General features: G+C 59.6%; 26 protein-coding genes. 5 read left to right on the forward strand and 21 right to left on the reverse strand.

Going from position 1 to position 26,137, the window contains the following annotated elements:
- Window positions 1–33: 33 nt before the first annotated feature.
- Window positions 34–1,206, reverse strand: coding sequence for an ABC transporter substrate-binding protein (locus AC5SEO_RS16320; RefSeq protein ID WP_174069102.1), 1,173 nt, complete (start codon window positions 1,204–1,206; stop codon window positions 34–36).
- Window positions 1,207–1,585: 379 nt separating this feature from the next.
- Here AC5SEO_RS16320 and AC5SEO_RS16325 point away from each other — a divergent pair, with 379 nt between their 5' ends.
- Window positions 1,586–1,957 (forward strand): hypothetical protein, encoded by a 372-nt coding sequence (locus tag AC5SEO_RS16325; RefSeq protein ID WP_174069104.1) that lies wholly within the window; start codon window positions 1,586–1,588, stop codon window positions 1,955–1,957.
- 193 nt (window positions 1,958–2,150) lie between these two features.
- Here AC5SEO_RS16325 and AC5SEO_RS16330 read toward each other — a convergent pair whose 3' ends face one another.
- The 5 genes from AC5SEO_RS16330 to AC5SEO_RS16350 form a co-directional block, all read right to left on the reverse strand.
- Window positions 2,151–3,884 carry a M14 family metallopeptidase gene (locus AC5SEO_RS16330; protein WP_174069106.1) on the reverse strand — a complete coding sequence of 578 codons (1,734 nt, stop codon included), beginning with the start codon at window positions 3,882–3,884 and terminating at the stop codon, window positions 2,151–2,153.
- Between the two features lie 5 nt (window positions 3,885–3,889).
- On the reverse strand, window positions 3,890–4,738 hold the full coding sequence (locus AC5SEO_RS16335; protein WP_004430999.1) for an ABC transporter permease: 849 nt from the start codon (window positions 4,736–4,738) through the stop codon (window positions 3,890–3,892).
- A gap of 6 nt (window positions 4,739–4,744) precedes the next feature.
- The gene (locus AC5SEO_RS16340; RefSeq protein ID WP_003499197.1) at window positions 4,745–5,668 is read right to left on the reverse strand and encodes an ABC transporter permease; all 924 of its coding nucleotides are present in this window, start codon (window positions 5,666–5,668) and stop codon (window positions 4,745–4,747) included.
- A gap of 76 nt (window positions 5,669–5,744) precedes the next feature.
- On the reverse strand, window positions 5,745–7,280 hold the full coding sequence (locus tag AC5SEO_RS16345) for an ABC transporter substrate-binding protein (protein ID WP_004431003.1): 1,536 nt from the start codon (window positions 7,278–7,280) through the stop codon (window positions 5,745–5,747).
- Window positions 7,281–7,321: 41 nt separating this feature from the next.
- Window positions 7,322–9,142, reverse strand: coding sequence for an ABC transporter ATP-binding protein (locus AC5SEO_RS16350; protein ID WP_421460882.1), 1,821 nt, complete (start codon window positions 9,140–9,142; stop codon window positions 7,322–7,324).
- A 523-nt stretch (window positions 9,143–9,665) separates the two neighbouring features.
- Between AC5SEO_RS16350 and AC5SEO_RS16355 the strand changes: the two genes are divergently transcribed.
- A complete protein-coding gene (locus AC5SEO_RS16355; protein ID WP_013762362.1) occupies window positions 9,666–9,959 on the forward strand; it encodes a putative quinol monooxygenase in 294 nt (97 codons plus the stop codon).
- An 80-nt stretch (window positions 9,960–10,039) separates the two neighbouring features.
- Here AC5SEO_RS16355 and AC5SEO_RS16360 read toward each other — a convergent pair whose 3' ends face one another.
- Complete coding sequence (locus tag AC5SEO_RS16360; RefSeq protein WP_111804070.1) at window positions 10,040–11,941, reverse strand: bifunctional sugar phosphate isomerase/epimerase/4-hydroxyphenylpyruvate dioxygenase family protein; 1,902 nt, start codon at window positions 11,939–11,941, stop codon at window positions 10,040–10,042.
- Window positions 11,942–12,062: 121 nt separating this feature from the next.
- On the opposite strand from AC5SEO_RS16360, the gene AC5SEO_RS16365 reads away from it, so the two are divergent.
- Window positions 12,063–12,758: a TetR/AcrR family transcriptional regulator gene (locus tag AC5SEO_RS16365; RefSeq protein WP_004431011.1), complete on the forward strand. Its 696-nt coding sequence runs from the start codon at window positions 12,063–12,065 to the stop codon at window positions 12,756–12,758.
- Here the strand turns inward: AC5SEO_RS16365 and aroQ are convergent.
- From aroQ to pcaD, 12 genes are all read right to left on the reverse strand, one after another.
- Window positions 12,730–13,173: a type II 3-dehydroquinate dehydratase gene (aroQ, locus tag AC5SEO_RS16370; RefSeq protein ID WP_004431014.1), complete on the reverse strand. Its 444-nt coding sequence runs from the start codon at window positions 13,171–13,173 to the stop codon at window positions 12,730–12,732. The two genes, AC5SEO_RS16365 and aroQ, sit on opposite strands and share 29 nt — an antisense overlap.
- A complete protein-coding gene (locus AC5SEO_RS16375) occupies window positions 13,170–14,057 on the reverse strand; it encodes a shikimate dehydrogenase (RefSeq protein ID WP_013762364.1) in 888 nt (295 codons plus the stop codon). Before AC5SEO_RS16375 ends, aroQ begins: the two co-directional genes overlap by 4 nt.
- A gap of 58 nt (window positions 14,058–14,115) precedes the next feature.
- Entirely contained in the window at window positions 14,116–14,877 is a 762-nt protein-coding gene (locus AC5SEO_RS16380) for an amino acid ABC transporter ATP-binding protein (RefSeq protein ID WP_004431018.1), read from the reverse strand.
- A gap of 29 nt (window positions 14,878–14,906) precedes the next feature.
- The gene (locus AC5SEO_RS16385) at window positions 14,907–15,746 is read right to left on the reverse strand and encodes a transporter substrate-binding domain-containing protein (RefSeq protein ID WP_019566997.1); all 840 of its coding nucleotides are present in this window, start codon (window positions 15,744–15,746) and stop codon (window positions 14,907–14,909) included.
- A 34-nt stretch (window positions 15,747–15,780) separates the two neighbouring features.
- Window positions 15,781–16,617 carry a transporter substrate-binding domain-containing protein gene (locus AC5SEO_RS16390; RefSeq protein ID WP_004431022.1) on the reverse strand — a complete coding sequence of 279 codons (837 nt, stop codon included), beginning with the start codon at window positions 16,615–16,617 and terminating at the stop codon, window positions 15,781–15,783.
- Between the two features lie 43 nt (window positions 16,618–16,660).
- Complete coding sequence (locus tag AC5SEO_RS16395; RefSeq protein WP_004431025.1) at window positions 16,661–17,311, reverse strand: amino acid ABC transporter permease; 651 nt, start codon at window positions 17,309–17,311, stop codon at window positions 16,661–16,663.
- A 10-nt stretch (window positions 17,312–17,321) separates the two neighbouring features.
- Window positions 17,322–17,990, reverse strand: a complete 669-nt coding sequence (locus AC5SEO_RS16400; protein ID WP_004431026.1) for an amino acid ABC transporter permease — start codon at window positions 17,988–17,990, stop codon at window positions 17,322–17,324.
- A gap of 368 nt (window positions 17,991–18,358) precedes the next feature.
- Window positions 18,359–19,420 carry a 3-carboxy-cis,cis-muconate cycloisomerase gene (locus AC5SEO_RS16405; RefSeq protein WP_111784041.1) on the reverse strand — a complete coding sequence of 354 codons (1,062 nt, stop codon included), beginning with the start codon at window positions 19,418–19,420 and terminating at the stop codon, window positions 18,359–18,361.
- Between the two features lie 18 nt (window positions 19,421–19,438).
- On the reverse strand, window positions 19,439–20,059 hold the full coding sequence (gene pcaG / locus AC5SEO_RS16410; protein ID WP_025595017.1) for a protocatechuate 3,4-dioxygenase subunit alpha: 621 nt from the start codon (window positions 20,057–20,059) through the stop codon (window positions 19,439–19,441).
- A gap of 2 nt (window positions 20,060–20,061) precedes the next feature.
- Window positions 20,062–20,802 carry a protocatechuate 3,4-dioxygenase subunit beta gene (gene pcaH, locus AC5SEO_RS16415; protein ID WP_060642656.1) on the reverse strand — a complete coding sequence of 247 codons (741 nt, stop codon included), beginning with the start codon at window positions 20,800–20,802 and terminating at the stop codon, window positions 20,062–20,064.
- The gene (gene pcaC, locus AC5SEO_RS16420; RefSeq protein WP_004431033.1) at window positions 20,799–21,221 is read right to left on the reverse strand and encodes a 4-carboxymuconolactone decarboxylase; all 423 of its coding nucleotides are present in this window, start codon (window positions 21,219–21,221) and stop codon (window positions 20,799–20,801) included. Before pcaC ends, pcaH begins: the two co-directional genes overlap by 4 nt.
- Window positions 21,222–21,224: 3 nt before the next feature.
- On the reverse strand, window positions 21,225–22,022 hold the full coding sequence (gene pcaD, locus AC5SEO_RS16425; protein ID WP_421418058.1) for a 3-oxoadipate enol-lactonase: 798 nt from the start codon (window positions 22,020–22,022) through the stop codon (window positions 21,225–21,227).
- Window positions 22,023–22,117: 95 nt separating this feature from the next.
- Here pcaD and pcaQ point away from each other — a divergent pair, with 95 nt between their 5' ends.
- Complete coding sequence (gene pcaQ / locus AC5SEO_RS16430; protein WP_019567002.1) at window positions 22,118–23,059, forward strand: pca operon transcription factor PcaQ; 942 nt, start codon at window positions 22,118–22,120, stop codon at window positions 23,057–23,059.
- Here pcaQ and pobA read toward each other — a convergent pair.
- Entirely contained in the window at window positions 23,056–24,228 is a 1,173-nt protein-coding gene (pobA, locus tag AC5SEO_RS16435) for a 4-hydroxybenzoate 3-monooxygenase (RefSeq protein ID WP_112200640.1), read from the reverse strand. The genes pcaQ and pobA overlap by 4 nt on opposite strands.
- Before the next feature lie 119 nt (window positions 24,229–24,347).
- Here pobA and AC5SEO_RS16440 point away from each other — a divergent pair, with 119 nt between their 5' ends.
- The gene (locus AC5SEO_RS16440) at window positions 24,348–25,295 is read left to right on the forward strand and encodes a helix-turn-helix domain-containing protein (RefSeq protein WP_495363900.1); all 948 of its coding nucleotides are present in this window, start codon (window positions 24,348–24,350) and stop codon (window positions 25,293–25,295) included.
- On the opposite strand, the gene AC5SEO_RS16445 is transcribed toward AC5SEO_RS16440, so the two are convergent.
- Entirely contained in the window at window positions 25,241–26,002 is a 762-nt protein-coding gene (locus tag AC5SEO_RS16445; RefSeq protein WP_060642653.1) for an IclR family transcriptional regulator, read from the reverse strand. The two genes, AC5SEO_RS16440 and AC5SEO_RS16445, sit on opposite strands and share 55 nt — an antisense overlap.
- Window positions 26,003–26,137 lie beyond the last annotated feature (135 nt).

Here is a 26,137-nt window from a genome sequence, read left to right on the forward strand (position 1 = left end):
AAAAGGCGGCGCCGGTCATTTCCGTCTCAATGCTTACTTGGCGGCGGCAAGGCCCGGGTCGCCCTGTTTTTCGAAAGTCTGGATTTCCTTGTTGTAATAATTGCCGTCATCGCCCTTGGAGACTTCGCGCAGATAGATGTTCTGCGTGATGTGGCGGCTCTGCGGATCGATGCTGACAGGGCCGCGCGGGCTTGTCCAGGAAAGACCCTTCACCGCCTCGACAGCCTTTTCCGCATCCTGTTTGCCGCCGGTCGCCTCGATCATCTTGGTGATGACATACATGCCGTCAAACGCGCCGACTGCGGGGAAGGACAGTTCCGCCTGATTGCCAATGGCCTTGGTTGCGGCCTCCACGAAGGTCTTGTTTTCGGGTGAATCGTGGGAGACGGCATAGTGGAAGGTAGTCTGCATGCCGAGTGCTGCTTCGCCAAGGGCCGGCAGATCCGATTCCTGTGTAAGATCGCCCGGCGCGAAAAGCTTGATGCCTGATGATTTCAGGCCGTTGTCGTTGAAGGCCTTCACGAAGCCGAGCGTCGTCGGGCCGGAGGGCAGGAAGGCGAAGACGCCTTGTGCGCCGGAATCCTTCACGCGCTGCATGATGGGGCTGAAATCATTGGTGGAAAGCGGCATGCGAATGCTTTCCACAACTTCGCCGCCAGCGGCGGTGAAGGCTGCCTTGAAGGCGTTCTCCGCGTCAACGCCCGGGCCGTAATCGCTGACCAGCGAAATGACCTTCTTGACGCCGCCATCGAAAGCCACCTTGGCTATCGGCGTAGATGTCTGCCATGTCGTGAACGAGGTGCGCACCACATAGGGGCTTTTGGTAACGATGGCCGATGTGGCCGCATTCATGATGACCATGGGCACATTGCCCTGTTTCAGAAGCGGCGTAACCGCCATGGCGTCGGGCGTAAAATAGAAGCCGGCGAGATATTGCACGCCTTCCTTTACAACCAGCTCCTGCGCCAGCGCCTTGGATTGCGCCGGATCGGCCTGCGGCACATCGCGGTAGACGACTTCGACAGTGTCATTGCCCACCTTGTTGCCGTGAAGCGAAAACCAGGCGTCTATGCCGGCCTTGAAGTTCTTGCCCTGCAGCGCGAAGGGGCCGGAGAACGGGCCGACCACGCCGACCTTGATCGTCTCGGCATAGGCAACGGAACTGAAGCAGATGGCCGCGATTGCGGCGGTGATCCGTAATTTCATGATTTCCTCCCAATTGATCCGTGGCTCCCTCCACCGATCCAGCCAGTCAAACTGGTAAGTGCGATGGCCAAAGTAAAATGAAAAAAAGGGGGCAATAAATAACCTGATGGTTATGGATCGCCGCCTTATCCGGTTCTGCCCGATATTGGATCATACAATAGGGATAGTCTGGCGATTCTCAATTGCCGCAGCCGCTGCAGCCATCACGAATGGTCCCGTTTCAGCATGCTGCTTCCAAATGCCGCCGTTATGAAAAATGCCCTGCGCCACGCGGCCGGAAAATGACGATAATATGCACGTAATCCCGGTGCCTTAACCAGTTCTAAGGGGATTGTCCGTAGTCTCCCGAAGCATATTTTGAATTTCATTTGGTGTCTTGATGGGCGAATATCAGAATAAAGCCGTTGATCTTATGCGGAATCGCGTTGGCGACAGTATACTCAACAACAAGATCGAGCGCCGCGAAGCTTTTCTCCGCAAGGCGCTGGCGCTGTATCACGTCATGGGCGGCGCGGCGGATGACATGCGCGCCGCGGTGGAAGATGTTGTGCACCTGCCGAAGCCGAGCGTCGATGTCGCCGTTGGCGACGTGATGCATGAACTGGCAGCAATCGGTCACGTCGCCGATCTCGATATTATCCAGGCCGGATATAACAAACTTGATGCCGCCAATCTGCATATTTTGAGCAAGGGCAAGCGGCTTTTGCAGAAGCAGCAGGAAAAGAAGCTTGCCGCCACGGCTGAGAAGTAAGCCGTACAAGGGCAACTGAGGGTGATGACAAAGCTCCCTCACACCCGGCGTCATCGCTGGATTGCCCCAAGGATCCAATCACGTCCAACTAGATCAAGACGTTGCAGCTGCTCCGGACAAGCCCAAGCATGACGGACGAGGGCTTCGGGACTTCGTCATCATTCTGATGCCCCCAATCGGGGGCGCTTCGAAATCAGGCAACGTCCGCGACGAAAATATCCTGCCAGGCGTCGTAAGCGGAAAGAACCGTTTCCATCTGCGCCGTGTGGCCGGTGATGAAGTCATCGCCGTAGATCGTCTCATCAGGATATTCGGTAATCAGCGTCATCGGCACTGTGTGGCGGTCGTCGATGGACGACAGGCACGGGAAACCGTTGATGATGCGGAAACCGGTTTCACCGGCGTGAATCTCGTAAAGCGCGATCTGGCGATTGTTGTAATCCAGCAGGCCCGGAATGGCGCCGAGATGGCGGGTAACCCGGTCGAGCAGGGCTTCCGCCTGCTTTTCCCAATCCGCATGGTGGCGGATGATGAGGAAGAAACCCTTCGGCAGCGTCCACATGGCGAAATTGCGCGGCACATAACCGGAAAGCGGACGGGTCCATTCGTGCGAGGGATAACCGTGCAGGTTCACATGCAGGCTCGCGCCGCTCATCTCCTGCGCGCTGAAACGGATTGCCTTCTCGTTGAGATGGACGCCCGAATTTTCCCGCGTGCGATATTCGAGATCGTCGCCGAGCGCCGTGTACCGCGCCGCATGGTGCATGTGGCGTGGATTGTCGGCGCGCAGCCGCTGGTGCAGGGCATAACCATCAGGGTTTTCCAGCGGCGAAATGGTGAAATGCGCGCCCTGTCTTTCCGCAAGTTTGCGGGCGGCGCGGACGGCGCCAACGATGCCGGTGGTTTCATTGGGATGCTGGCCGCCGCTGATCATCACGGCGGCATCGCTGCCCGCGACATAATGGGCGGCAAGAACGCGGCCCGACCGGGAGCGGGCCTCGAACGCCTCGCCGCCGATCTCGGCAAGCATACGCGCGATCTGACCCGCCGCCACCGGTTCGCGGGCCTCGTCGATCCGCTGTTCGCCGCCATCCAGGAAAGTGGTGGTGAGTGCACGGGTCTCGATACGGACCGAAACGTCGCCGTTGCTTTTGACGACTTCCGGAACGATCTGGCCGGGTTTCAGGCCCCGGTCGCCCAGCGGCCGGCCGGACTTCTTCTGGAAGAATTCCAGGAGGGAGAAATAGAAATCCTCATGCAGCGCTTCACGCAGGCTGACCACCTCTTCCCCGACCGGCAGCGCCATGTCTTCGGACGGGTGCGTGACGTGGATGTTCAATTCCTCGAAATAGGGTTCTTCATCGCCCCAGCCGTGATTGGCAACGGCATTGATTGCCGCTTCGAAAAGCTGCTCGTAATCCGTCTCCAGCCGCTCGCCCGTAGCGTCACCGGCCGGACGGAACCAGCCGGTTGGCGAGACATTGGTTTCGCCGACGATATCGGTATGAACCCGGTTGGGAGCGAGAACCTTCAGGGTTTCCATCTTGCCGTTGCGGCTCAGCGTAACGTCATAATGAAGGGCGTCGTCGTCGCGGGCGATAAAATCGATCTTCGCGTCGCCGGCTAGTGCCGCCAGCGGATAGGCCTCCAGCCGGAAACGATTGGCGGGTGCATTGGCGTGCACCGGGTAATGCACCTCGATGGCATCGACGCCACCAAGATTGATCTCTTCCAGAAAGGTGAAGAGAAGTGGCTTGTAGGCGCTGCGGATGCGGGCACTGACGCCTTTTTTCTTCAGCCTTTCTTCGGCCTCGCGGCGGCTTTTGGCGTCATCGAACGTCCATGCCTCGAAGGACTGGCCGGGCGCGGCATTGGCGAGAAGCACATCCAGAGTACGCTTGAAGGTCTGGTCGAAAATCTGGCTCATCACGATCACCTTGAGGTTCTGCCGGTGGGGTCGAGGCTGTCGCGCAGCCAGTCACCGAGAAGGTTGAGGCCAAGCACGGTCAGAAGGATGGCAAGACCGGGGAAGACGCTGACCCACCATGCCGTTTGCAGATAGGTGCGGCCATCCGCCAGCATGCCGCCCCAGCTCGGAATGGTCGGATCTACGCCGAGGCCGAGGAAGGTGAGGCTGCTTTCCAGCAGGATGTTGTTGGCGACGTTGAGCGTCATCAGCACGATGACCGGGCCGATCAGGTTCGGCAAAAGGTGCTGGAGAATGATGCGCCAGTCCTTCACGCCAATGGCGCGGGCGGACAGGATGAATTCCCGTTCGCGCAGCGTCAGCACCGAGCCGCGCACCAGACGGGCATATTGTACCCATTGCGAGACGATCAGGAGGATGATGGTGTTGGTGAGGCTGCCGCCAACAATTGCGATGAAGGTGATGGCCAAGAGAATGAAGGGCATGGCGAGCTGGATATCGGCAAAGCGCATGACCAGCATGTCCCAGAAGCCGCGATAATAACCGGCGACCAGGCCGACGATCACGCCGAAGACCACGGCCCCGATGACCGAGGTGAAACCGACGAGCAGCGAAATCTTGCCGCCGGCCACGACACGGGCCAGTACGTCACGGCCGAGCGGATCGGTGCCGAGCGGATGGGCGGCGCTAGTGAAGGGCTTGGCAAGGCGCGCCATCAGGTCGATCTTTTCGGCACCGCCCGGAAACAGCACGTCGGAAAGAAGAACGGCAAGGCAGATGACGACGGTAAGCAGGGCGCCGAGGATGAATTCGAGATTGTTGAAGCGCGACAGGCGCGAGGTTTTGGCAGCCATCGTCAATTACTCCGTGCGGATGCGCGGATCGACCAGCCCGTAGGCGATATCGACCAGAAGGTTGATGCCGACGATCATCAGCGACAGCACGGTGATGACGGCCTGAAGCACTGGATAGTCGCGCGCGCCCACCGCATCGAAGGCGAGCGTGCCGAGACCCGGCCAGTTGAAGACGCGCTCGATGACGACGATGCCGCCGAGAAGTCCGCCGAATTGCAGGCCGAAATAGGTAATCAGCGGAATGGCGCAGTTACGCAGCGCATGCTTGTAAAGCACCTTGTTTTCGCTGAGGCCCTTGGCGCGCGCCACCATGACATATTGCGAGCGCAGCGTATCGAGCATGGCCGTGCGCACCAGGCGCACATTGGTAGCCGTCAGGATAACGCCCATGGTGACCGATGGCATGATGTAGCTTGCAAAGCCGCCCATGCCGCTTGGCGGCAGCCAGCCGAGCGTGATGGAGAAAAGCAGCACCAGCATGGTGGCCAGCCAGAAGTTGGGGAATGACAGGCCGACGAGCGAGAAGATACGGATCACCTGATCGGCCGTCTTGCCGCGCGAGGTCGCGGCCTTGATGCCGAGCGGAATGGAAAGCGCAATCGACACCGCCATGGATATGAAGGCGAGAAGCAGCGTGGCGGGCAGGGCATCGGCGATGAGCCGCGATACCGGCGTGCTGCCGGTGAAGCTGCGGCCGAAATCGAGCGTAACCAGGCCTTTCAGGAAGCTGAAATATTGCACGAAGAACGGCCGGTCGGTTCCAAGCGCCGCACGAATGCGCGCCAGATCGTCTTCCGTCATGCTGCCGCCGCCCTGGAACATGGTGACAGCCGGATCGCCTGTCAGGCGGATGGCGAAGGAAACGAGAAGGGTGATGGCGATGACGACGAAAATCGCCTGCAGCAATCGCTTGATGAGGAAACCGGCCACGTTTTTTACCTTGAAGAGAGACCCGACCTTGCCCGCGGGATGGCGGGCAAGGCGCTTTTTGGGAGGATAAGCCTGATTATTCGACGGTGACGTCGGTCAGCTTCAGGCGGTTATCCGGCGGTGCCACGAAACCCTTGACCCGCTTGTTAATGCCGTAAATGGCATTGGTGTTGTAAAGCGGAATTTCCAGCGCGCGCTCGGCGGCATAGGCGCCGACTTGCTTGAGGATCTTTTCGCGCTCGGCTCGGTCAGTCAGTGGGCGCTGGGATTCCAGCAGCTTGTCCAGCTTCTCGTCCTTGTCGTAAGGATTCCACTTTTCACCCGAGTGGTACATGGAATAGGCCGTGTTGTCGTAATCGAAGGTCCAGCCGCCCCATTTCTGCTGGAACATCGCGCCGGTCTTGCCCTGCGGGATGATGTCGTTCAGGAGAACGTTGGTCTCATAGGGCTTGATGGTGGCGGTGATGCCGACCATGGACAGATAGCTCGAGATGACCTGCGCGACTTCGTTCATCGTCGCATCGTTGCCTCTGATATCGATCTGCAGCGCCGCACCCGGCTTGACGCCGGCTTCCGCGAGCAGCTTCTTTGCGCCTTCCGGATCATAAGGCAGCGGCTTCAGATCGGCGTCGTAGCCGAAGGACAGCGCGCTCTGGAAGCTGGCGATTTCCGAGGCCTGACCGGCAAGGATCGACTTGACGATCGTGCCGCGATCAACGGCCATGATGATGGCCTTGCGCACCTTGGGATCAGCGGTGATGCCGTCACGAGTGTTGAAACGCAGCGCATCCACCGTCGGGCCTGGAACGCTGACGATCTCCAGCTTGGAATCGCCTTCGATGACCGGGATCATGCCGATCGGGATGGTGGGCGGAATGACGAGATCGACGCGGCCGGCCTGCAATTCGGCAACTGCGGTCGCCGGCTCGGCGATGAAGCGGAATTCCAGTTCGGAGAGCTTTGGTGCGCCGCCCCAGTAATCCGGGTTGGCTTCCAGCTTGATGTTGGTCTTCGGCGCATAGGAGACGAATTTGAACGCGCCGGTGCCGACCGGGTTGAGGTTAAAGTTGTCCTCACCCTTTTCCTGAATGTATTTCGGCGGAACGATCATGCCGCCATAACCGGCAAGCTTGGTCAGAAGCACCGGATCGGGCGCCTTGAGCTTCATGTCGACGGTGTAGTCGTCGATGACGTCGACGCTTTCGATGGCGACATAGTTGGAGCGCTGCGGGCCCTTGGCACCCTGTTCGCCGAGAAGGCGCTCGAAGGTGAACTTGACGGCGGCGGCGTTGAAGGGCTCGCCATTATGGAACTTGACGTTCTGGCGCAGCTTGAAGCGGATGCGCTTGCCTTCATCCAGCTCTTCCCAGGATTCGGCAAGGCCGGGCACAAGTTTCAGGTCCGGACCGCGATAGGTCAGGCCATCGAAGATGTTGGTGGCGACAGCTGCCCATTGCACCAGGAAGGTGTCGATCGGATCCCAGCTGCCGGGGTCCTGCGGGCTGGAAATGGTCATCTTGCCAGCGGCGAAAGCCGGCGCTGCGGTGAAGGCCGTGCCGGCCAGCGCAAGCGCGACGAACGTTGCCGTCATCCCCTTTTTGATTTTTGTCATCTACCTGTTCCTCTTCAGATGGTTACGGTTTTGGTTATTGTTCAGGCACTCTTCGCGATGAAGTGGCCTGGATTGATTTCCTCATGGGCGAGAATGGCGGGCTCATCGCCGACGCGGCGCACGGGATTGGGAATTTCGCCCTCGATCATGGCGATGCGGCGCTCGATCAGGGGGTCGGCAACCGGCACTGCGGAAAGCAGCCGGCGCGTATAATCATGCGTGGGCGTTTCGAAGACCTGCTGGCGGCTGCCCATTTCCATGATCTGGCCGAGATAAAGCACCGCGACGCGGTGGCTCATCTTTTCCACCACCGCCATGTCATGGCTGATGAACAGGTAAGCAAGACCACGTTCCGCCTGCAAATCCATGAACAGATTGATGATCTGCGCCTGGATGGAGACATCGAGCGCCGACAGCGCTTCGTCGGCGATGATGAGTTTGGGATCGGAGGCGAGCGCGCGGGCAATGCAGACACGCTGCCGCTGGCCGCCCGAAAACTCGTGCGGATACCGCGATGCATGTTCCGAACTCAGACCCACCCGTTCCAGCAGTTCATCCACCCGGCGGCGCACCGCCTTGGCATCGTTGATCAGGCCGTGGGTGTTGATCGGTTCGGCGATCGAGAAACCTACCGTCTTGCGCGGATCGAGCGAGGCGAAGGGATCCTGGAAGATATATTGCACTTCCTGCCGCATACGGAAACGTTCCGCTGCCGACATCTCAGAATAGCTGCGGCCGTTGAAGGATATTTCGCCTGATACCGCCGATTGTAGCTGCTGGATTGTGCGGCCGATGGTGGATTTGCCCGAACCGGATTCACCGACCAGCGCCAGCGTCTCTCCGGCGTGGATGTCGAAGCTGACCTTCTGCACGGCGCTGCAACGGTGCGTCGCCTTGCCGAACAGGTTCTTGCGAATATCGAAGCGAACGAACAGGTCGCGAACCGAAAGCAGCGGCTTCTCGTCGTATTTTGCGGTGTTCTGCACCCGTTCCTCGCCCACCACGACCGGCTGGCCATCCTGCAGGACGGTGAGCGGAAGGCGCTTGGGAAACTCTTCGCCGGTCATGCTGCCGAGGCGCGGAACGGCGGAAAGCAGCGCCCGCGTATAGGGATGCTGCGGATTGGCGAAGATGTCCTTGACCGGGCCTTCCTCAACCTTCCTGCCCTTCCACATGACGACGACGTCATCCGCCATTTCCGCCACCACGCCCATGTCATGGGTGATGAAGACCATGCCCATGCCGAGCTTCTTTTGCAGGTCGCGCATGATGTTGAGGATCTGCGCCTGAATGGTGACATCAAGTGCCGTCGTCGGTTCGTCGGCGATCAGCAGCTTCGGCCGACAGGCAAGCGCCATGGCAATCATCACGCGCTGGCGCATGCCGCCGGAAAGCTGATGCGGATAACGGTGCAGAAGCTCGGCCGCATCCGGCAACCGCACCATGTCGAGCAACTTTTTTGCCTCGGCCATGGCCGCCGCCTTGCCCATTTTCTCGTGCAGGACAAGCACTTCGCAGATCTGGTCACCGATGGTGAAGACCGGGTTCAGCGACGTCATCGGCTCCTGGAAGATCATGGCGATCTCCTTGCCGCGGATCGACCGCATTTCCTTCTGCGATGCCTTCAGCAGATCCTTGCCTTCGAACATGATGCGACCGGCGGGGTAAGTCGCGCCCATCATATCCGCAAGACGCATGGTCGAGAGCGACGTGACCGATTTGCCCGATCCGGATTCGCCGACGATCGCCACTGTCCTGCCGGCTTCCACGGTAAAGGAAATATCGTCCACGACGCGGCTGTCGCCGAACTCAACGCTCAGGTTTTCAACCGAGAGGAGGGCGTTGCGGTTTGCGGCAGTCATATCAGCGTCTCCGGCTTGGCATGCGCGGCAATGCCGGCGCGGCCATCTGAAATAGTGAGGGGGCAAGGGCGTGGGGCAGGCGCGCGGGATAAAACGCTGTGCCGGAGGATGGGAGTGTCAAAAAGAAAGCGCATGGCGTTTCAGGCGCGATGTAGATTGGCTGCTGCCGGTCGATAAGGGAATTGCGACCTGGTCGAAGTGCTACGGGCGACCTCACCGGTGCCGGTAAAATGCCTGTTGCCAGTCTCAGAATCGATGATGCGCATGAACTTGTATTCCCCACCCCTTGTTTTACAAAAAAGCTAACAAAACAGGACAATCATGTCCAGAGTGTTGAACAATTTTTGTATACTGCTCTACAAATACGCAAGTGCATTTATTTTGGGCGCGGGTGTGCCGAAGGGCCGGACCCCGATTAAGGGATGGTTTTAGTCTGTATTGAGGATGTATCGATTTCAGTGGTTGCGGGTGCCGCTGCCCGTGATACAGGCCGGACGAAGACCATTGAAAAAGGATACTGGGTATGACGAATAGAACGGGTGCGGTCAGGCTATCTGGCTTCCTGCGTTGCGCATCGGTGCAGGATGTCCAACTTGTAGAAAGCCATCTACCCGATCACATTCGCCTGACCAGAGCGGAGCCGGGCTGTATTTCCTTTGAGGTATCGCAGACCGAAGACCCCCTGATCTGGAGGGTGGAAGAGCTTTTTGTGGACCGCGCTGCTTTCGATTTTCATCAGCAGCGCACGCGCGCATCTAAGTGGTTTGTTGCCACCTCCGCCATTCCACGGGACTATGAGATAGTGACGCTGGCGTAAATAAAGACAGGCCGCAGCGGCATTCCTGCCGGCTGCGGCCTGTTTGGATTTTTGGAGCACCAGTGGACTGGTGTCTGCGCCTATTCCTTCGGCATGCCGATCGGTGGCGCAAGACGCCGCTGCGCAGCGATGCGGAAGGGGGCGTTCATCGCGCCATATCCGCCGTAGGCACCGCGCCTTTCGACGATTTCGAAGAAGAACCCTTCGCCGAAGGTGCGGCTGTATATCTGGAAATATTCGCCGTTGTCGTCCCGGTCGTAGAGGATGCTTGCTTCCCGGAGTGCGTCGGAGAATTCCGGTTCCAGCCCGAAGCGGGCCTCCAGATCGTCATAATAATTGCGCGAGATCGGCAGGGCGTGAAAGCCGCGCGCATGCAGAGCCTTGGCGGTGGCGAAGATATCGTCCGTGGCGAAGGCGATGTGCTGGATGCTGGTGCCGAAACCTTCCGCCAGAAATTTGCCGGCGAAGGTCTTTCGGTTGTCGGCGCCGTTCATGGTCAGGCGAAAACGCGGGGAGGGCACGCTTTCTATGGCCTGGCTGCGCACCAGACCGCCGGGATCGACCACATCCACCATCGGCGTGCGGCGCGTTGAAAACAGCGATGTGTAGAACAGAAGCCAGGTCAGCATTTCATCGTAATGCGTGGTTTGCGCAAGATGGTCGATGCGGGTCAGTCCGGTATTGCCTGCCGGTGCCGTCGCATCGACCGGTGCGAATTCATTGTCCCAGATGGAGGCGAGCGCCGTGGACCCGTCGAGGAAATAGATGACGCCATTGCCCACGCCCTGAATGGCTGGAACCGCGACTTCGCCGGATTTGCGCGGTTCGGCGAATGTCGGCGCGCCCAGCGCTGCCGCACGCGCAAGCGCTGCCTGCGCATCATCGACCTTCAGGCCGAACGCATAGGCATTGGTGCCGTGGATGGAGTACGATGCACCGGCGAAACTCTCACCGGTACCGCCGGTATTGATGACGATGCGAATGTCGCCCTGCGTATAGAGATCGACATCGCGATTGCGGTGCCTCGCGGTTTTATCAAAACCAAGTGTGGCGAGCAGCGCTTCCAGATTGGCCTTTTCCTCCGGCGCCGTTGTGAACTCGACAAACTCCACGCCTTCCGTCTGCACCCGCTCAGGCATGGCGGGCGCCTCGATGCGGATGTCGGGCTCCAGACGGCGCACCTGATCCATGAGGTTGATGAGCGAACGATGGCCGTCCTCAGCCAGCAGGCGCGCCGAGCCACCGCGGAACTGGTCGTTGAAGATTTCGAGCGACAGCGGGCCGCTATAACCGGTTGCCGCGACAGCGCGCATGAAATCCACCACCGGCAGATCGCCTTCGCCGGGCATGTTGCGGAAATGGCGGCTCCAGTACAACAGGTCCATGTCGATCAGCGGTGCGTCGGCCAATTGCACGATGAAGATCTTGTCGCCGGGAATGGAGCGGATGGAGTTGGGATCGATCTTGCGCGACAGCGTGTGGAAGCTGTCGAGGATGATACCGACATTGGGGTGATCGGCGCGGCGCACCACTTCCCACGCATCGCGATGATCGCTGATGTGCCGGCCCCAGGCCAGCGCCTCGTAACCCACGCGAACGCCATGCCTGGACGCAAGTTCGCCAAGCTCATGGAAATCGGCGGCGGCGCGGTCTATGCCACCCAGCGACACCGGCGAGACATTCGAGCAGATCAGCATCAGATCCGTCCCGAGTTCGCCCATGATGTCGAATTTACGCCCTGCGCGCTCAAAGGCGCGGGCGCGGTGCGGTTCCGGCATGCCTTCGAAATCGCGGAACGGCTGGAAAAGCGTAATATCCAGCCCATGATCCGCCGCAAGGGCCTTCACCTCGCGCGGCGAGGCATCGTAGGTCAGGAAATCGTTCTCGAAAATCTCCACGCCGGTGAAACCGGCTTTCGCAATGGCCGCCAGTTTCTCCGGGAATTCGCCGCTGATGGAGACGGTGGCGATGGAAGTACGCATTGGCACGCCCTGTTTGCCTGTGTCATAGCTCGCCATATTGCGTTCCTTTTCAGCGTTATGTACTAATTGGTTAATAATAGGGGTGCGGCGGCAAGCCGTATACCCTGCTGATGGATGGATCATGACAAAAAGCGCAACTTCGAACGGCACCAGCGAAACCCGGCAGGCGAAGCGCGATCCGGAAGGCGTGCGCCGAGACATTCTTTCCGTTGCGATGGAGGAGTTTTCGCAAAACGGCCTGTCGGGAGCGCGCATCGACGAGATCGCCGCCCGCACGCGTACGTCCAAGCGGATGATCTATTATTATTTTACCGACAAGGAAGGGCTTTACCAGCGCGTTCTTGAAGAAGCCTATGCCAAGGTGCGTGGCGGCGAGAGCGATCTGGAGCTGGACGGTCTGGAGCCGGTTGCGGCGCTCGAAAAGCTCTGTCGGTTCACTTTCGATCACCATCGCCGCAACCCGGCTTTCATCCGCATGGTGATGATCGAGAACATTCATCACGGCCGGCACATGCAATCGTCCGGAACGATCCGCCAGCTCAACCGGCCGGCCATCGATGCCCTGGAAAGCGTGCTGCTGCGCGGCCAGAAGAGCGGCATTTTCCGCAACGGCATCAATGCGCTGGAACTGCACTGGCAGATCAGCGCGCTGTCCTTTTTCAACGTCTCGAACGTCGCAACCTTCTCTTTCATCTTCGGCGACGGGCTGTTTACCGAGAAGGGTCAGCAAACATTGTCGCATCACGTCAGCGACATGGTGTTGCGATATGTGCTGAGCCCGGACCATATCACGAAGATCGGGAAAGACGGCCGATGAGGTGGCTGAGCGCCACCCCGTAACCTTCGATGCCGAGACCGGCGATCACGCCTTCGGCGCGCGTCGAGATATAGGAATGGTGGCGGAAGATCTCCCGTTTGTGGATGTTGGAAATGTGAACCTCGATCACCGGTGCCTCGAAGGTATTGAGTGCATCGAGGATCGCCACCGAGGTATGGGTAAAGGCACCGGGATTGATGACGATGCCTGCCGATGTGCCGCGCGCCGCATGGATCCAGTCTATCAGCTCGTATTCCCGGTTGCTCTGGGCAAAGAATATCTCGTGCCCCGCCGCCTCGGCAATCGCGCGGCAATTGGCCTCCACATCGGCCATCGTCTCGTAGCCGTAGATTTCCGGCTGGCGTTGGCCGAGCAGGTTGAGGTTCGGTCCGTTAAGTATGGTGAAAAGGCTCACGCCACACCCTCTTTCGTGCAAATTTCGGTAAAATGTGCCGTCATGCGCTCTGCATCAGGTTCACGGCCGCAGAACAGCCGAAACGCGCCAACAGCCTGAAACACCGTCATGCCGCCGCCGGGCAGGGTGCGACAGCCTTTTTGGGCCGCCGTCGCCAGAAGCTCGGTCACCAGCGGCATATAAACGATATCGGCCACCCAGTGCCGTTGTTCAAGGAGGTCGGCCTTGACCGGCATGCCGGGATGGGCGGGCATGCCCATCGGTGTGGCGTGGATCAACCCATCCGCGAAGGGCAGGGAATCTGCCGGGTCTTTCACGGCAAAGGCGTGGCCTTCGCCAAAACGGGCGTTGAGTTCGGCAGCCAGATGCTCGGCGCGGCTGAAATCGCGGTCGCAGATATCGAGATGGGTAATGCCGAGTTTCAGCGCCGCATGGGCCACCGCAACGCCTGCACCACCAGCACCGACCAGCAGCGCCCGGTCTCGTTTCGCATCCGGCAGGCCGCGCATGAAGCTCTCGTAAAATCCGTACCAGTCCGTATTGTGCCCAATGCGACGTCCGTCCTTGAAGACGACGGTGTTGACCGCGCCGAGCATGCGGGCATCATCAGACAATTCATGCAGGTGCGGAAGGACCGCCTGCTTGAAGGGATGGGTAATGTTGGTGCCGGCAAAGCCGCGCGATTCCAGCTCATTGAGCAGATCGGGAAGCGCGCTTTCCGGCAGCTTGCGCGCCACGACATCGACAAGCTCGTAGGAATAATCGAGGCCGTGGGCAGCCCCTTCGCGCATGTGCAGCGCGGGAGATTTGGAAAGCTGGATGTCGGCGCCAATCAGGCCGACCTTGAAGGATTTGGTGTCTGTCATGATCAGGTCATCGCTCATCGAACGTGGTGGGAGAGGCGGGGGTCATCCCCGCCTGCCTGTCGGCTCCGGGTGAGCCTTAGTGATGGGCGAGAATTTCGCCGAGGAATGTGCGGGTACGCTGGTGCTTGGGATCGCGGAAGAACTCGTCCGGCGGGCCTTCCTCGATGATTTCGCCTTCCGACATGAAGACCACACGGTCGGCAACCTGCCGGGCAAAGCCCATTTCATGGGTCACGCAGATCATCGTCATGCCGTCGCGGGCAAGACCGATCATCGTGTCGAGCACTTCCTTGACCATTTCCGGATCAAGCGCCGAAGTCGGCTCATCGAACAGCATGGCTTTCGGCTCCATGCAGAGCGCACGGGCAATCGCTGCGCGTTGCTGCTGGCCGCCGGAAAGCTGCGCCGGATATTTATCGGCCTGATTGAGAATGCGCACGCGCTCCAGATATTTGCGCGCGGTCGCTTCCGCATCGGCTTTCGACAGGCCCTTCACCCGCATGGGCGCCAGGGTGCAGTTTTCCATGATGGTCTTGTGCGGGAAGAGATTGAAGCTCTGGAACACCATGCCCACTTCACGGCGAACCGCATCGATGGCGCGGGTCGAATCCGAAAGCGTGGTTCCCTCGACCGTGATCTTGCCCTCCTGGATTTCTTCCAGATGGTTGATGCAGCGGATAAGGGTGGATTTTCCTGAACCGGACGGGCCGCAAAGAACGATTTTTTCACCTTTGCGAACCGTCATGTTGACGCCTTTCAGCGCATGGAAGGCTCCATACCACTTTCCAACCCCTTCAAGGGCGATCAGCGGAGCCTGTGCGGCGGAGGATTGCGACATGGAATTTTCCTTCATGCTGGGAAGCAGCGTTAGTTAACGGTGTAGGGAATGTCAGGAAGCGAGGCCGGGAAGTCCGGAACCGGGCGCTTCATCCATTTGGCATAGACTTTTGCGAGCTCGCCATTGGCCTTGGCTTTGTCGAGCCAAGCGTTGAGTGCCTCGTTCCAGTCCTTTTCACCGGGGCGCGTGGCGGCGCTGTTGTAGAGGGTCACGAGGTCGAACTTTACCTCGTAATCCTTGCCGCCAGCCGCTGCGAGACGGTCACCATAAAACTGGTTGCCGCCGATTGCCTCGATCTGGCCCGACAGGATCGCCTGAATGGTGGCGGCGTCATCGTCGAAACGCAGAATTTTTGCCTTGGTGCCGGCACCTGCGGTCAAAGCCGTGTCCATCGGACTGGATTTCGGCGCGCCGACGGTCATTCCCGTGAGATCGTCGAAGTTGGCGATCTTCTTGTCCTTGGTGGCATAGACCGACATGACGTTATGCGCGTAAGGCTGCGCATATTGTACGTTTTTCGCGCGTTCCGGCGTCATCCCCATCGACGCGAACAGGGCATCGACCTTTCCGGTGCGAAGCGACGGGATGCGGTTGGCGACTGCAAGCGGTACGAACTCCACTTTCAGTCCAAGATAGTCCGCAAACCCGCGGGCCAAATCCGCATCATAACCTTCCTGAACACCAGAGGAATTTATGAAGCCCCAGGGCGCGTTGTCGCCCTGAATGCCGATGATGATCTTGCCGCTGGACTTTGCTTCTTCAAGTGTTCTGGCTTCTGCGCCTGCGGGTGTCAGGATTGGCAGCAAAGCTGCTGCCAATCCGATGGCGATGGCTGTTCGCCAACGCGTCTGTCTGTTAAAGATTCCCATTGGTTACTCCTCCCAATCCAGCCTCTTCCGGTCTTCACTTCACGGTGAAAGGAATATCCGGCAGGCTTTCCGGGAAAGCGGGAACTTCGCGCTTCATCCACTTGTCGTAGATCTTGGCAAGCTGGCCATCCGACTTGATCTTGTCGAGGAAGGCGTTGACGGTCTCGTTCCAGTCCTTTTCACCCGGACGGGTGCCGGCGCCGTTGTAAAGCGTCGTCAGGTCGAACTTCGGCTCGTATTTGCCGTTGGCAGCCTGATTGAGGCGGTCGCCATAAAACTGGTTGCCACCGACAACCTCGACCTGGCCGGAAATCAGCGCCTGAATGTTGGCGGCATCATCGTCAAAGCGCAGGATCTTGGCCTTGGAGCCTGCACCTGCCGTGATTGCCGTGTCCATGGCGCTGGACTTCGGAACGCCGACGGAAACGCCGGTCAGATCGTCATAGTTGCCGATCTTCTTGTCCTTGGGGCCGTAGACGGAAAGCACGTTACCGGCATAGGGCTTGGAATACTGGATGGTCTTGGCGCGCTCGGCGGTCATGCCCATGGTTGCGAACAGCAGGTCGACCTTGCCCGTCAGAAGGGCCGGAATGCGGTTTGCCACGGCAAGCGGTACGAATTCCACCTTGACGCCGAGATATTCGGCAAACGCCTTGCCGATATCGGCATCGAGGCCGTCTTGAACGCCGCTCGAATTGACGAAGCCCCATGGCGAATTGTCGCCCTGAATGCCGATTACGACCTTGCCCTTGGCCTTGGCCTCATCCACCGTGCCGGCGAAGGCGTCGACCGGTGCGATAAAGGGCAGGGCGACCGTTGCTGCGGCGAGCGCGAGCAGGGTGCGACGTGAGAATTTACCGTTGGATTTCATCTTTTGCTCCTCCTTACAAAGCTTGATGACATGTTGATGGGTATTAGCGGGAAGCGGCTTGCATCCGCTTTTCTACACTGGCGCCCCACAGGGAAAGCGGCCAGCAGATCAGGAAATACATGATGCCGACGATGGCAAAGACCGTCAGCGGACGGAACGTCTGGTTGGAGACGATCTGGCCGGCGCGGGACAGTTCGACGAAGCCGACAATGGCGGCAAGCGACGTGCCCTTGATGAGCTGCACCAGAAAACCGATGGTGGCGGGCAGCGAAATCTTGAAGGCCTGCGGCAGAACCACGTCCTTCATACGCGACACGTAGTGCAGGCCAAGCGCGTTGGCGGCTTCGGTCTGACCCTTCGGCACAGCCTGGATGCCACCGCGCCAGATTTCACCCAGAAAGGCGCTGGCATGCAGGGTGAATGCGATGGCGACCGCAATCCAGGCATCCACATTCAGGCCCGCAAGCGCCACGCCGTAATAGACGACGAAAAGCTGCATCAGGAGCGGTGTGCCCTGGAAAATCGCGATGAAGCCGGTGCTGGCGCGCTGGATCGCCGGGGTTTCGGCAACGCGGCCAAGCGCGACGCAAAGGCCGAAAATGCCGCCGCCGATGAAGCCGATCAGTGTCAGCGCAAGGGTCCATTTCAGGCCCTGCAGCAGGAAGAACAATTCGTTGGAACCGATGGATGCCATTGTCTTTTCCTCACTTGACCGGATAGCTGAACGATGTGCGGGAGATGAGGGAAAATACCCCCATCATCAGCGAGGAAATGACCAGATAAAGCAGCGTGATCGAGAAATAGACCTCAAAGGAGCGGAAGGTGTCCGCTTCGATCTGCTGGGCCACCGAGGTCAGCTCGTAAGCCGCAATCGAGGTACAGACCGAAGTGGTCAGCGTCAGCATGATGAACTGGCTGGTGAGTGACGGATAGACCGCCCGAAGCGCCGGCTTCAGAATGATGTGCCGGAAGATCTGCGCCCGGTGCAAGCCAAGCGCCAATCCCGCCTCAACCTGACCCTTCGGAATGGAATCGACGCCGCCGCGAATGATTTCAATGGCATAGGCGCCGCCGTTCAACGCAAGCGCAATGATGGCCGTGACCGTGGGGTTAAGCTTGATGCCGATTTGCGGCAGGGCGAAGAAGATGAAGAATATCTGCACCAGAAACGGCGTGTTGCGAATGGCTTCCACGAACCCGATGACCAGACCGCGCAGCAGCTTGAAGCGCGAGCGGCGGGCCACGACGCCGAGAACCCCGATGACGGTGGCAAGCGACATGCCGGCGATTGCAAGGCCGATCGTTGCAAGACAGGCCAGAAGCAGCTCGGGCAGACGGTCTATGACCGCCGAAAAATCGAGACTGTAAGACATATTTCCTCCCAACCCGTTCGGGTCCGAACAGACGTTTCGCCTTGTTCGCATCGCTTTGGAAACCCTGTGGCTCCAAAGCCCTCCGTTTGTTTTTACCGTGCCGGCGAAGCTCCACACTTCTGTGCCAGCATAGCGTTAACCTGAATGTTTGTACCAGTTAGTTCAATTTTGTGTCAAGCGCCAACTCCGGTTAGAAACAGCTTAGAGATCACTTTTTCTTCATTCATCTTGTTCAAGAAAGTCGTTTTTTATCAACGACTAATGTGACTAATGGCAAGCGTTTTCATCGCGCGCCCGCGCCATTCCCATCTCGCTGGCAAAAGCGCCCGAAGGCCGCTCAGTCCTAGCGAAAATCTGTCATTCCCTCTTTATTCTTCGCTTGCTCCCAGCCGGTCGATCTGCCCCGCGAGGCGCTCGGCGATCAGGAGTGAGGACCCCGTTGCCGTCACCATTTGCGGCAGCGACAGCCATTCGAGCATCCAGCCCGCGCCCGAACGTTCCTGTTCGTGAACGAGAGACTGGTGCAACGCCGAAATCTGCACGGCGTTGAAGCGTGCCAGCGTCACCAGCGTTTCCGCATTGACCGGGTTCTGCTTGTGCGGCATCGCCGAGGAACCACCCCCGCCGCTCATGCGAATTTCGGCGCCGACTTCGGCCAGAAGCGCGATATCCTGCCCGAACTTGCCAAGCGTGCCGGTGACGAGCGACAGGAGATTGGCAAGCTCGGCGATACCGTCGCGCTGGCTGTGCCACTGCGGCCTGTCAGAAAGGCCGAGACGCTTTGCGAGATCGGCGCGGACAGTGCCGGCATTGTCGCCGAGCTTTTCCAGCGTGCCGGCCGCGCCGCCGAACTGGACGGCAAAACCGTGCTGCAAAAACGTGTCGATCCGAACCAGATGCCGTTCCAGCGGATCGATCCAGCTTTCCACCCTGTCGCCGACCGTGATGGCGATGGCGGCCTGCATGCGGGTATATCCCGTCAGCGGGTTGCTGCCATCGCGGACCGCAATATCACCCAGCGTATCGATGAGGCGGCCGAGCCGTGCCGCGATGATTTCCGCTGCCGCCTTCAGCCGCAGCATCAGGCTGGTATCGATGACATCCTGGCTGGTGGCGCCGAAATGCAGCTTTTCCGCCGCAGTACCGGCAACCGCCGCCCGCATCTGCCGGACAAGTTCCGGCACCACAACGCCGTCCTTGGCGACGCCATGGCGAAGCGCGGTGGTATCGGCGGCAAAATCGGAAAGGCGGGAGACGATCGCATCCGCCGCATCCGATTCAATGACGCCCGCCCCGGCTTGCGCCTGCGCCAGCGCCGTCTCGAAACGGATCATGGCATCGATATCCGCTCTGGCCGAAAACAGCTCAACGATTTCGCTGTCGCCAAAAAGGCCGGAGAGAAACGGATGTTCGAAGGGGGAAAGGCTCATCTCAGGTTACAGCTCCGCTCAGATATCGAAAAACACGGTTTCGCCCTCGCCCTGAAGGCGGATATCGAAACGATAGATGTTTCCTTCCTCCTTTTTGGCGACAAGGGTGGCGATGCGGCTTTTCTGCTCGACGCGGGCAAGGACCGGATCAGCGGCATTGGCCTCCTGCTCCTCGGGAAAATACATGCGGGTTTGCAGGCCGATATTGATACCGCGCGCCACGATCCAGAAAGTGATGTGCGGCGCCATCCACCGGCCGTCGCGGAAGGGCACCTTGCCGGGCTTGATGGTGTCGAAGATGAATTCGCCGGTATCCATGTCGCCGGGCGAGCGGCCCCAGCCGGTGAAATTCGGATCCGCCTTGCCGCGTGTTTCGCTGGGGCTGTTGTAATAACCGTCCGTATCCGCCTGCCAGATTTCTATCAGGGCGTCCTTAAGCGGCATGCCAGCGCCGTCGTAGACCGTGCCACGCACGCTTATGCGTTCGCCGCGAGCCTTGTCGTTATAGAGCGCGCCGGAGCCCAGGTCCTTTTCGAACACGCCCTCGATGCCAACGAAATTGGGGGTGCAGCCGATATGGACATATGGACCTGCCGTCTGCGACGCTGATTCCTTGAGATAACCGAGCGGCTGGACCATGATCAGTTGCCTTCCTTGCGATTTTCGAAAAACGTGGAGCGGCGGCCGCGAAGCACGATGTCGAACTTGTATGCCAGCATGTCCATGGGAATGTTTGAATTCATATCCAGCGGCGCGATCAGCCGCTTGATCGCATCCTCGTCCGGGATGGTTTTGACGATCGGACATTTCCAGATCAGCGGATCGCCTTCGAAATACATCTGGGTTATCAGCCGCTGGGCAAAGCCGTGGCCGAAGACCGAGAAGTGGATATGGGCAGGCCGCCAGTCGTTGACGCCGTTCGGCCAGGGGTAAGCGCCCGGCTGGATGGTCTTGAACCAGTAATAACCGTTCTCATCCGTGATCGTGCGGCCGACGCCGCCAAAATTCGGATCGATGGCGGCGAGATAGGTTTCCTTCTTGTGGCGATACCGCCCGCCGGCATTGGCCTGCCAGAATTCCACGAGCGCACCGTCCACGCCGCGGCCGCGCTCGTCCAGCACCCGGCCGTGGACCAGGATGCGCGGGCCAATCGGCATTTCGCCAGGGCGGGCATAATTGAGGATCAGGTCGTTATCCAGCTCGTTCAGCAGGCTGTGGCCGAAAACCGGCCCGGTGATCTCGCTTTTGGTGCCTTCCAGCGAAATCAGGGCGCGCTGCGGAGAACGCAGGACAGAGGTCTTGTACCAGGGAGCATAGGCCAGCGGATGAATGTCGCGGTCGCGTGCGAAGAACGGCCCGGTTTCGGGCTTTGTATTACTCATTTCGTCTCCTCCTCGTCGCGGGAACTATCGGCTTTCATGCCGGCCAGAGCAAGCTTGGCGGTCTTGAAAGCATGGTTGGCGGCGGGAACGCCGGCATAGATTGCGACATGCAGCAGCGCTTCGCGAATATCCGCTTCGGTGGCGCCGGTATTGGCGGTGGCGCGCACGTGCATGGCGAGCTCCTCGTCCTGACCGAGTGCGGCAAGCAAGGCGATGGTGACCATCGAGCGCTCGCGCTTCGTCCAGTGGTTACCGGACCACACCGTGCCCCAGGCCGCTTCGGTGATGAGCTGCTGAAACGGCTGGTCGAACCCCGTTGTCACCGTCTGCGCGCGGTCGACATGCGCGTCACCGAGCACGGCGCGGCGCGTTTTCATGCCCTGCTCAAATCTCTCGTTCTTGTCGATATTGTCCGCCATCTGTCAGTGCTCCGGCAAGGTCTTCAGAAAATCACCGACCGCCTGCGCATAGGCGAGCGGTTGTTCAAGGCAAGGAATGTGGCCGCAGCGTGCAATGGTGGCGAGACGACTTGCGGGAATGAGGTCCGCCAGCGATTTCACCAGTGCTGGCGGTGTCGACCCGTCTTCATCGCCCGCCACGCAGAGCGTCGGAACAGCGATGCGACCCGCTTCGTGCGTGAAATCGGCATCGCGTATGGCGGCGCAGGTGCCGCTGTAACCGGCCTCCGGCTGTTGGGAAAGCATGTTGCGCGCGCCCGCATAAACCACGTTGTCCGGCTGGCGAAAGGCTGGTGTGAACCAGCGCTCCATCACCGGATCGATCAGCGAGGCAAGGCCGTCTGCGGCGATCTTGTCGATGCGCGCGTTCCACATCTCGGTGGTGCCAATCCTGTGGGCGGTATTGCTGAGCACAAGGGCACGCACGAGATCGGGACGCCGGGCATAAAGTCCCTGTGCAACCAGTCCACCGACTGACAGACCCCAGATGACCGCATTGTCGACGGAAAGATGATCGAGGATGGCAATCAGGTCGTCCGCGTGATCGTCTATCGAATAGGCAGGGCGGCCGATATCGGACAGGCCATGGCCACGTTTGTCGTGCAGGACGAAAGCATAGTTGTCGCCAAGTTCCGCAATCACCGCATCCCAGATACGGAAATCGGTACCAAGTGAATTGATAAAGGCGATGACCGGCTTGCCGCTTTCCAGTTCGTGCGCACGATAATGGATCGCGTTTTCGCCACAGCGCAGAAAATGCATGATGTACGTCCTCCTGTTGACGATATTGCAAGCGCGTTCCGGTTAAGTAAAATGACATTATCGGTGAAAAATATAACCAATGGATTATATGTTCGATGGTCGAGCAGCGTATAAAGTTCCGGCATCTTCAGACCTTCGTGGAGGTGGCGCGCCAGAAAAGCGTCATTCGTGCGGCGGAAATCCTGCATGTCAGCCAGCCGGCGGTAACGAAAACCATCCGCGAACTCGAGGAGATTCTCGGCGTCTCGCTGTTCGACCGCGAGGGGCGCGGCATCCGCATCAGCCGCTATGGCGAGGTGTTCCTGCGCCATGCCGGGGCAACGATGACGGCACTTCGCCATGCGGTCGATTCCGTCTCGCAGGAGGCGGCGCGTGCCGGCCCGCCGGTTCGCGTCGGTGCCTTGCCGACCGTTTCGGTGAGGATCATGCCGAAAGCCATGGCGGGATTTCTTTCGGAAAAAACCGGCAGCCCGGTCAAGATCGTCACCGGTGACAATGCCGTTCTTCTGGAGCAGTTGCGCGTCGGCGATCTGGATCTCGTCGTCGGGCGCCTGGCTGCGCCGGAAAAGATGGCGGGCTTTTCCTTCGAGCATCTCTATTCCGAAAAGGTGCGGTTCGTCGTGCGCGCCGGCCATCCGCTGCTGTCGCCGGGCATTTCGGTTTTCGATCACCTGCACGAGTTCCCGGTATTGATCCCCACCCGCCAGTCGGTAATCGGTCCCATCGTCGAGCAGTTCCTGATCGCCAATGGGGTGCCGGCCTTGCCGATCCGCATCGAAACGGTATCGGATGCGTTTGGTCGCGCGTTCCTGCGCACCAGTGATGCCGTCTGGATCATTTCGGAAGGCGTGGTCGCAGGCGATGTGGCAGATGGAACTCTGGCGATCCTGCCGGTCGATACCGGCGATACCAGCGGTCCGGTCGGCTTGACGGTGCGGGCCGATACGCAGCCCTCACTGCCGCTGTCGCTACTGATACAGGCCATTCGCGAAGCTGCGCGCGAACTGCTCGACCCGAAGCCCGAAACTGTTTCCTAATAGGGAAGCCCGACATAGTTTTCCGCAAGCGCCGTGGAGGCCGCGCGGGAATGCACGAGGTAATCCAGCTCCGCTTCCTGAATGCGCTGGCCAAATTCGCCGGTATCGGGAAAGCGGTGCATCATTGTCGTCATCCACCAGGAAAAGCGCACGGCCTTCCAGACGCGAGATAGCGCTTTCTGCGAATAGGAATCGATGCCCGCTTCCGACCCTTCACGGTAAAATTCGATGAGCGCCTCGCTGAGATAATGCACGTCGCTGGCAGCAAGGTTGAGGCCCTTGGCGCCGGTCGGCGGCACGATGTGGGCGGCGTCGCCCGCCAGAAACAATCGCCCGAAGCGCATCGGTTCGCACACGAAGGACCGAAGCGGTGCGATGGATTTTTCAAATGACGGTCCGGTCACCAGGTCATCGGCATGGTTTTCCGGCAGGCGGCGGCGGATTTCATCCCAGAAGCGCTCATCGCTCCAGTCCTCCGGCCGGTCTTCCAGCGAACATTGCAGGTAATAGCGGCTGCGCGTGTGCGAGCGCATGGAACAGAGCGCAAAACCACTGGGATGGTTGGCATAGATGAGTTCGTGGCTGACGGGTGGCACTTCGGCCAGAATACCGAGCCAGCCGAAAGGATATATCTTTTCGAATTCCTTGATCGAGCGCTCAGGCACGGATTTGCGGCTGACGCCGTGAAACCCATCGCATCCGGCAATAAAATCACAATCGATCCGGTGGCTTACGCCGTCTTTCTCATGGGTGACATAGGGGCTGGTACCATCGAAATCATGCGGCTTCACATTCGAGGCTTCATAGATTGTGGTAAGCCCCGCTTTTTCGCGGGCATCCATCAGGTCGTGCGTCACCTCCGTCTGACCGTACACCGTTACCCGTTTGCCGCCGGTAAGATCGAAGAGGTCGATACGGTGATCGCGCCCGTCAAAGGCCAGCGAGAAACCGTCATGCGGCAGACCTTCCTTGTGCAGGCGTTTGTCGGCGCCAACTTTTTCCAGAAGGTGCACTGTGCCTTCTTCCAGCACCCCGGCGCGGACCCGACCGAGGATGTAGTCCTTGCCGGCCCGGTCGAGAATGACGGTATCGATGCCTTCATTGGCAAGCAGCTGACCAAGCAGCAGACCCGAAGGACCGGAACCGATGATGACGACCTTGGTGCGCATTAGTTTCCTCCCGGAATTGTCTCCTGTCAGGAAATTGACCAAAGCGCGCGACAAGCTCAATGGACTTTCTGATCCGTAAATTGCACAATTCGACCATGATGCGGGGAGCCGGGGGTGACATGCGGGTTGCGGCGAATGAAGGCCTATATGGCGAGGAGACAGCGCAAGGAACCGCTTTCCGCTTTCATTGCGAGACGCTTTTTTCCAGAAGCAGCCTGCATCGCTTTGAAATCGGCCTGCACCGGCATGCCGCGTTCCTGCAAATCTTGTACATTTGGGGCGGCGAGGGCGATGCATTGCTGGATGGCCGCACCGAGGCTATCCGCCCACCGGTCGCCATTGTCGTGCCGCCGGGTTTCGAGCATGGCTTTCGTTTTTCGCGCGATATTGGCGGGGTGGTCGTCACCGTGCTGCCCGGCGCGCTTGCCGCATCCGTGCAGGCGCTGCTGCTGCGGAATTTCCAGCAGCCCGTGTTGTTGCCGTTACAGGATTTCTCCGAGGGCGAGCGATTGCGCAGGGATTTCGAGCATATCTCCGCGGAGTATGAAAGCCACGAGATAGGCCGGGAGGCCATGATCGAAGGTCAGCTTGCCACCGTGGCTGCACTTCTTGCACGAGCGGCGCGGCCTCTACTGGAAAGAACCGGGGAAGGCCCTGCGGAACAGCGCTTCGAACTCCTGCTGTCACTGATCGCCCGACATATTCGCGAGCCGCGCAAGGCGGCGTTTTATGCGCAGAAGCTCGGCCTTTCCGAGACCCATCTCAACCGTCTCGTCCGTTCCGTTTCCGGCCTCAGCCTGCAACGGCTTGTTGCCAGGCGCCAGATCGAGATCGCCCAGCAGGAACTGATCTTCACCGTATCGACCGTGCAGATGATTGCGGAAGATCTCGGTTTTGCCGACCCGGCCTATTTCAACCGCTTCTTCAAGCGGGAAACAGGCATGACACCGCGGGCATGGCGATTGGCTGAACGGCGGAAAATGGGAGATGACGGCGCGGCTTCGGCCTCATCTCAGGCAAGCATTCTTCCCAGCTCACGCTGGACGGAAAGCAGTGGCGGCAAATAACGTTCCACCAGATCCTCCATGGACGCTACCGAGGCAGCAAGCCCGACATTGAGTGCTGCGACCGTCTGCCCGCGCACGGTTTTCACCGGCACGGCAATGGAGCGAAGGCCGATCTCCACCTCCTGATCGATCAGGGCATAACCACGATTGCGGGTCGCCTCAAGTTCGTCGAGCAGGGCGTCGATACCGGTCATCGTCTTTTCCGTCCGTGCCACCAGCCGCGAGTGTTCCAGGACCTCGCGCTGCCGTTCCGGTGTAAGGGCTGAGAGGAGAACGCGGCCCATGGAGGTGCAATAGGCGGGCAGGCGCGAGCCAGGCATGAGGGCGATGGACATGACCCGCTGCTGGGCGGCGCGCGCCACATAGACGATTTCGGTATCGTCCAGAATGGAGACTGATGTGCTGTGGCCGATCTCTTCCGAAAGACGGTCGAGAAGGGGCTGGACGATGCGCGGCAGCGGCATGGTGGCAAGACAGCCGGTGCCAAGCCGCAGCACCTTGGGCGTCACAGTGAAGAACTTGCCGTCATAGGCGGCGTAACCCATTTCCGACAGTGTCAGCAGACAGCGCCGCGTGGTGGCGCGGTCAAGGCCTGCGATGTCAGCGGCATCTGATATGGACAGGCGCGGGCGCTCGGCGCTGAACGCCTCGATCACCTTCAGCCCCTTGGCGAGACCGCCCATCATGTCTCTTTCATTGACGGCCATGTCACGCTCCATTTGTGCGATATACGAACAAAAATCATATAACGCACAAAATTGTTGCCGTCGAGGCGGATTCGGATTTAGCTCTGCGCCAAGCAGCCTTGCGAGTTCCCATTGCTGGGCTGGATGGAGGATTGA

The sequence above is a fragment of the Agrobacterium sp. K11 genome (assembly GCF_059429395.1).

Excerpts from the sequence above, each read along its gene's own strand:
- AC5SEO_RS16390 (WP_004431022.1), bottom strand. The coding sequence starts at position 16,617 with ATGAAATCCAACGGTAAATTCTCACGTCGCACCCTGCTCGCGCTCGCC.
- AC5SEO_RS16395 (WP_004431025.1), bottom strand. The coding sequence starts at position 17,311 with ATGGCATCCATCGGTTCCAACGAATTGTTCTTCCTGCTGCAGGGCCTG.
- pobA (WP_112200640.1), bottom strand. The coding sequence starts at position 24,228 with ATGCGCACCAAGGTCGTCATCATCGGTTCCGGTCCTTCGGGTCTGCTG.
- AC5SEO_RS16445 (WP_060642653.1), bottom strand. The coding sequence starts at position 26,002 with ATGGCCGTCAATGAAAGAGACATGATGGGCGGTCTCGCCAAGGGGCTG.
- AC5SEO_RS16380 (WP_004431018.1), bottom strand. The coding sequence starts at position 14,877 with ATGTCGCAATCCTCCGCCGCACAGGCTCCGCTGATCGCCCTTGAAGGG.
- AC5SEO_RS16385 (WP_019566997.1), bottom strand. The coding sequence starts at position 15,746 with ATGGGAATCTTTAACAGACAGACGCGTTGGCGAACAGCCATCGCCATC.
- AC5SEO_RS16355 (WP_013762362.1), top strand. The coding sequence starts at position 9,666 with ATGACGAATAGAACGGGTGCGGTCAGGCTATCTGGCTTCCTGCGTTGC.
- pcaD (WP_421418058.1), bottom strand. The coding sequence starts at position 22,022 with ATGCATTTTCTGCGCTGTGGCGAAAACGCGATCCATTATCGTGCGCAC.
- AC5SEO_RS16320 (WP_174069102.1), bottom strand. The coding sequence starts at position 1,206 with ATGAAATTACGGATCACCGCCGCAATCGCGGCCATCTGCTTCAGTTCC.
- pcaG (WP_025595017.1), bottom strand. The coding sequence starts at position 20,059 with ATGGTCCAGCCGCTCGGTTATCTCAAGGAATCAGCGTCGCAGACGGCA.
- AC5SEO_RS16330 (WP_174069106.1), bottom strand. The coding sequence starts at position 3,884 with ATGAGCCAGATTTTCGACCAGACCTTCAAGCGTACTCTGGATGTGCTT.
- AC5SEO_RS16325 (WP_174069104.1), top strand. The coding sequence starts at position 1,586 with ATGGGCGAATATCAGAATAAAGCCGTTGATCTTATGCGGAATCGCGTT.
- pcaH (WP_060642656.1), bottom strand. The coding sequence starts at position 20,802 with ATGAGTAATACAAAGCCCGAAACCGGGCCGTTCTTCGCACGCGACCGC.
- AC5SEO_RS16335 (WP_004430999.1), bottom strand. The coding sequence starts at position 4,738 with ATGGCTGCCAAAACCTCGCGCCTGTCGCGCTTCAACAATCTCGAATTC.
- pcaQ (WP_019567002.1), top strand. The coding sequence starts at position 22,118 with ATGGTCGAGCAGCGTATAAAGTTCCGGCATCTTCAGACCTTCGTGGAG.
- AC5SEO_RS16345 (WP_004431003.1), bottom strand. The coding sequence starts at position 7,280 with ATGACAAAAATCAAAAAGGGGATGACGGCAACGTTCGTCGCGCTTGCG.
- pcaC (WP_004431033.1), bottom strand. The coding sequence starts at position 21,221 with ATGGCGGACAATATCGACAAGAACGAGAGATTTGAGCAGGGCATGAAA.
- AC5SEO_RS16350 (WP_421460882.1), bottom strand. The coding sequence starts at position 9,142 with ATGACTGCCGCAAACCGCAACGCCCTCCTCTCGGTTGAAAACCTGAGC.
- AC5SEO_RS16375 (WP_013762364.1), bottom strand. The coding sequence starts at position 14,057 with ATGAGCGATGACCTGATCATGACAGACACCAAATCCTTCAAGGTCGGC.
- AC5SEO_RS16440 (WP_495363900.1), top strand. The coding sequence starts at position 24,348 with ATGCGGGTTGCGGCGAATGAAGGCCTATATGGCGAGGAGACAGCGCAA.
- AC5SEO_RS16405 (WP_111784041.1), bottom strand. The coding sequence starts at position 19,420 with ATGAGCCTTTCCCCCTTCGAACATCCGTTTCTCTCCGGCCTTTTTGGC.
- AC5SEO_RS16400 (WP_004431026.1), bottom strand. The coding sequence starts at position 17,990 with ATGTCTTACAGTCTCGATTTTTCGGCGGTCATAGACCGTCTGCCCGAG.
- AC5SEO_RS16360 (WP_111804070.1), bottom strand. The coding sequence starts at position 11,941 with ATGCGTACTTCCATCGCCACCGTCTCCATCAGCGGCGAATTCCCGGAG.
- AC5SEO_RS16365 (WP_004431011.1), top strand. The coding sequence starts at position 12,063 with ATGACAAAAAGCGCAACTTCGAACGGCACCAGCGAAACCCGGCAGGCG.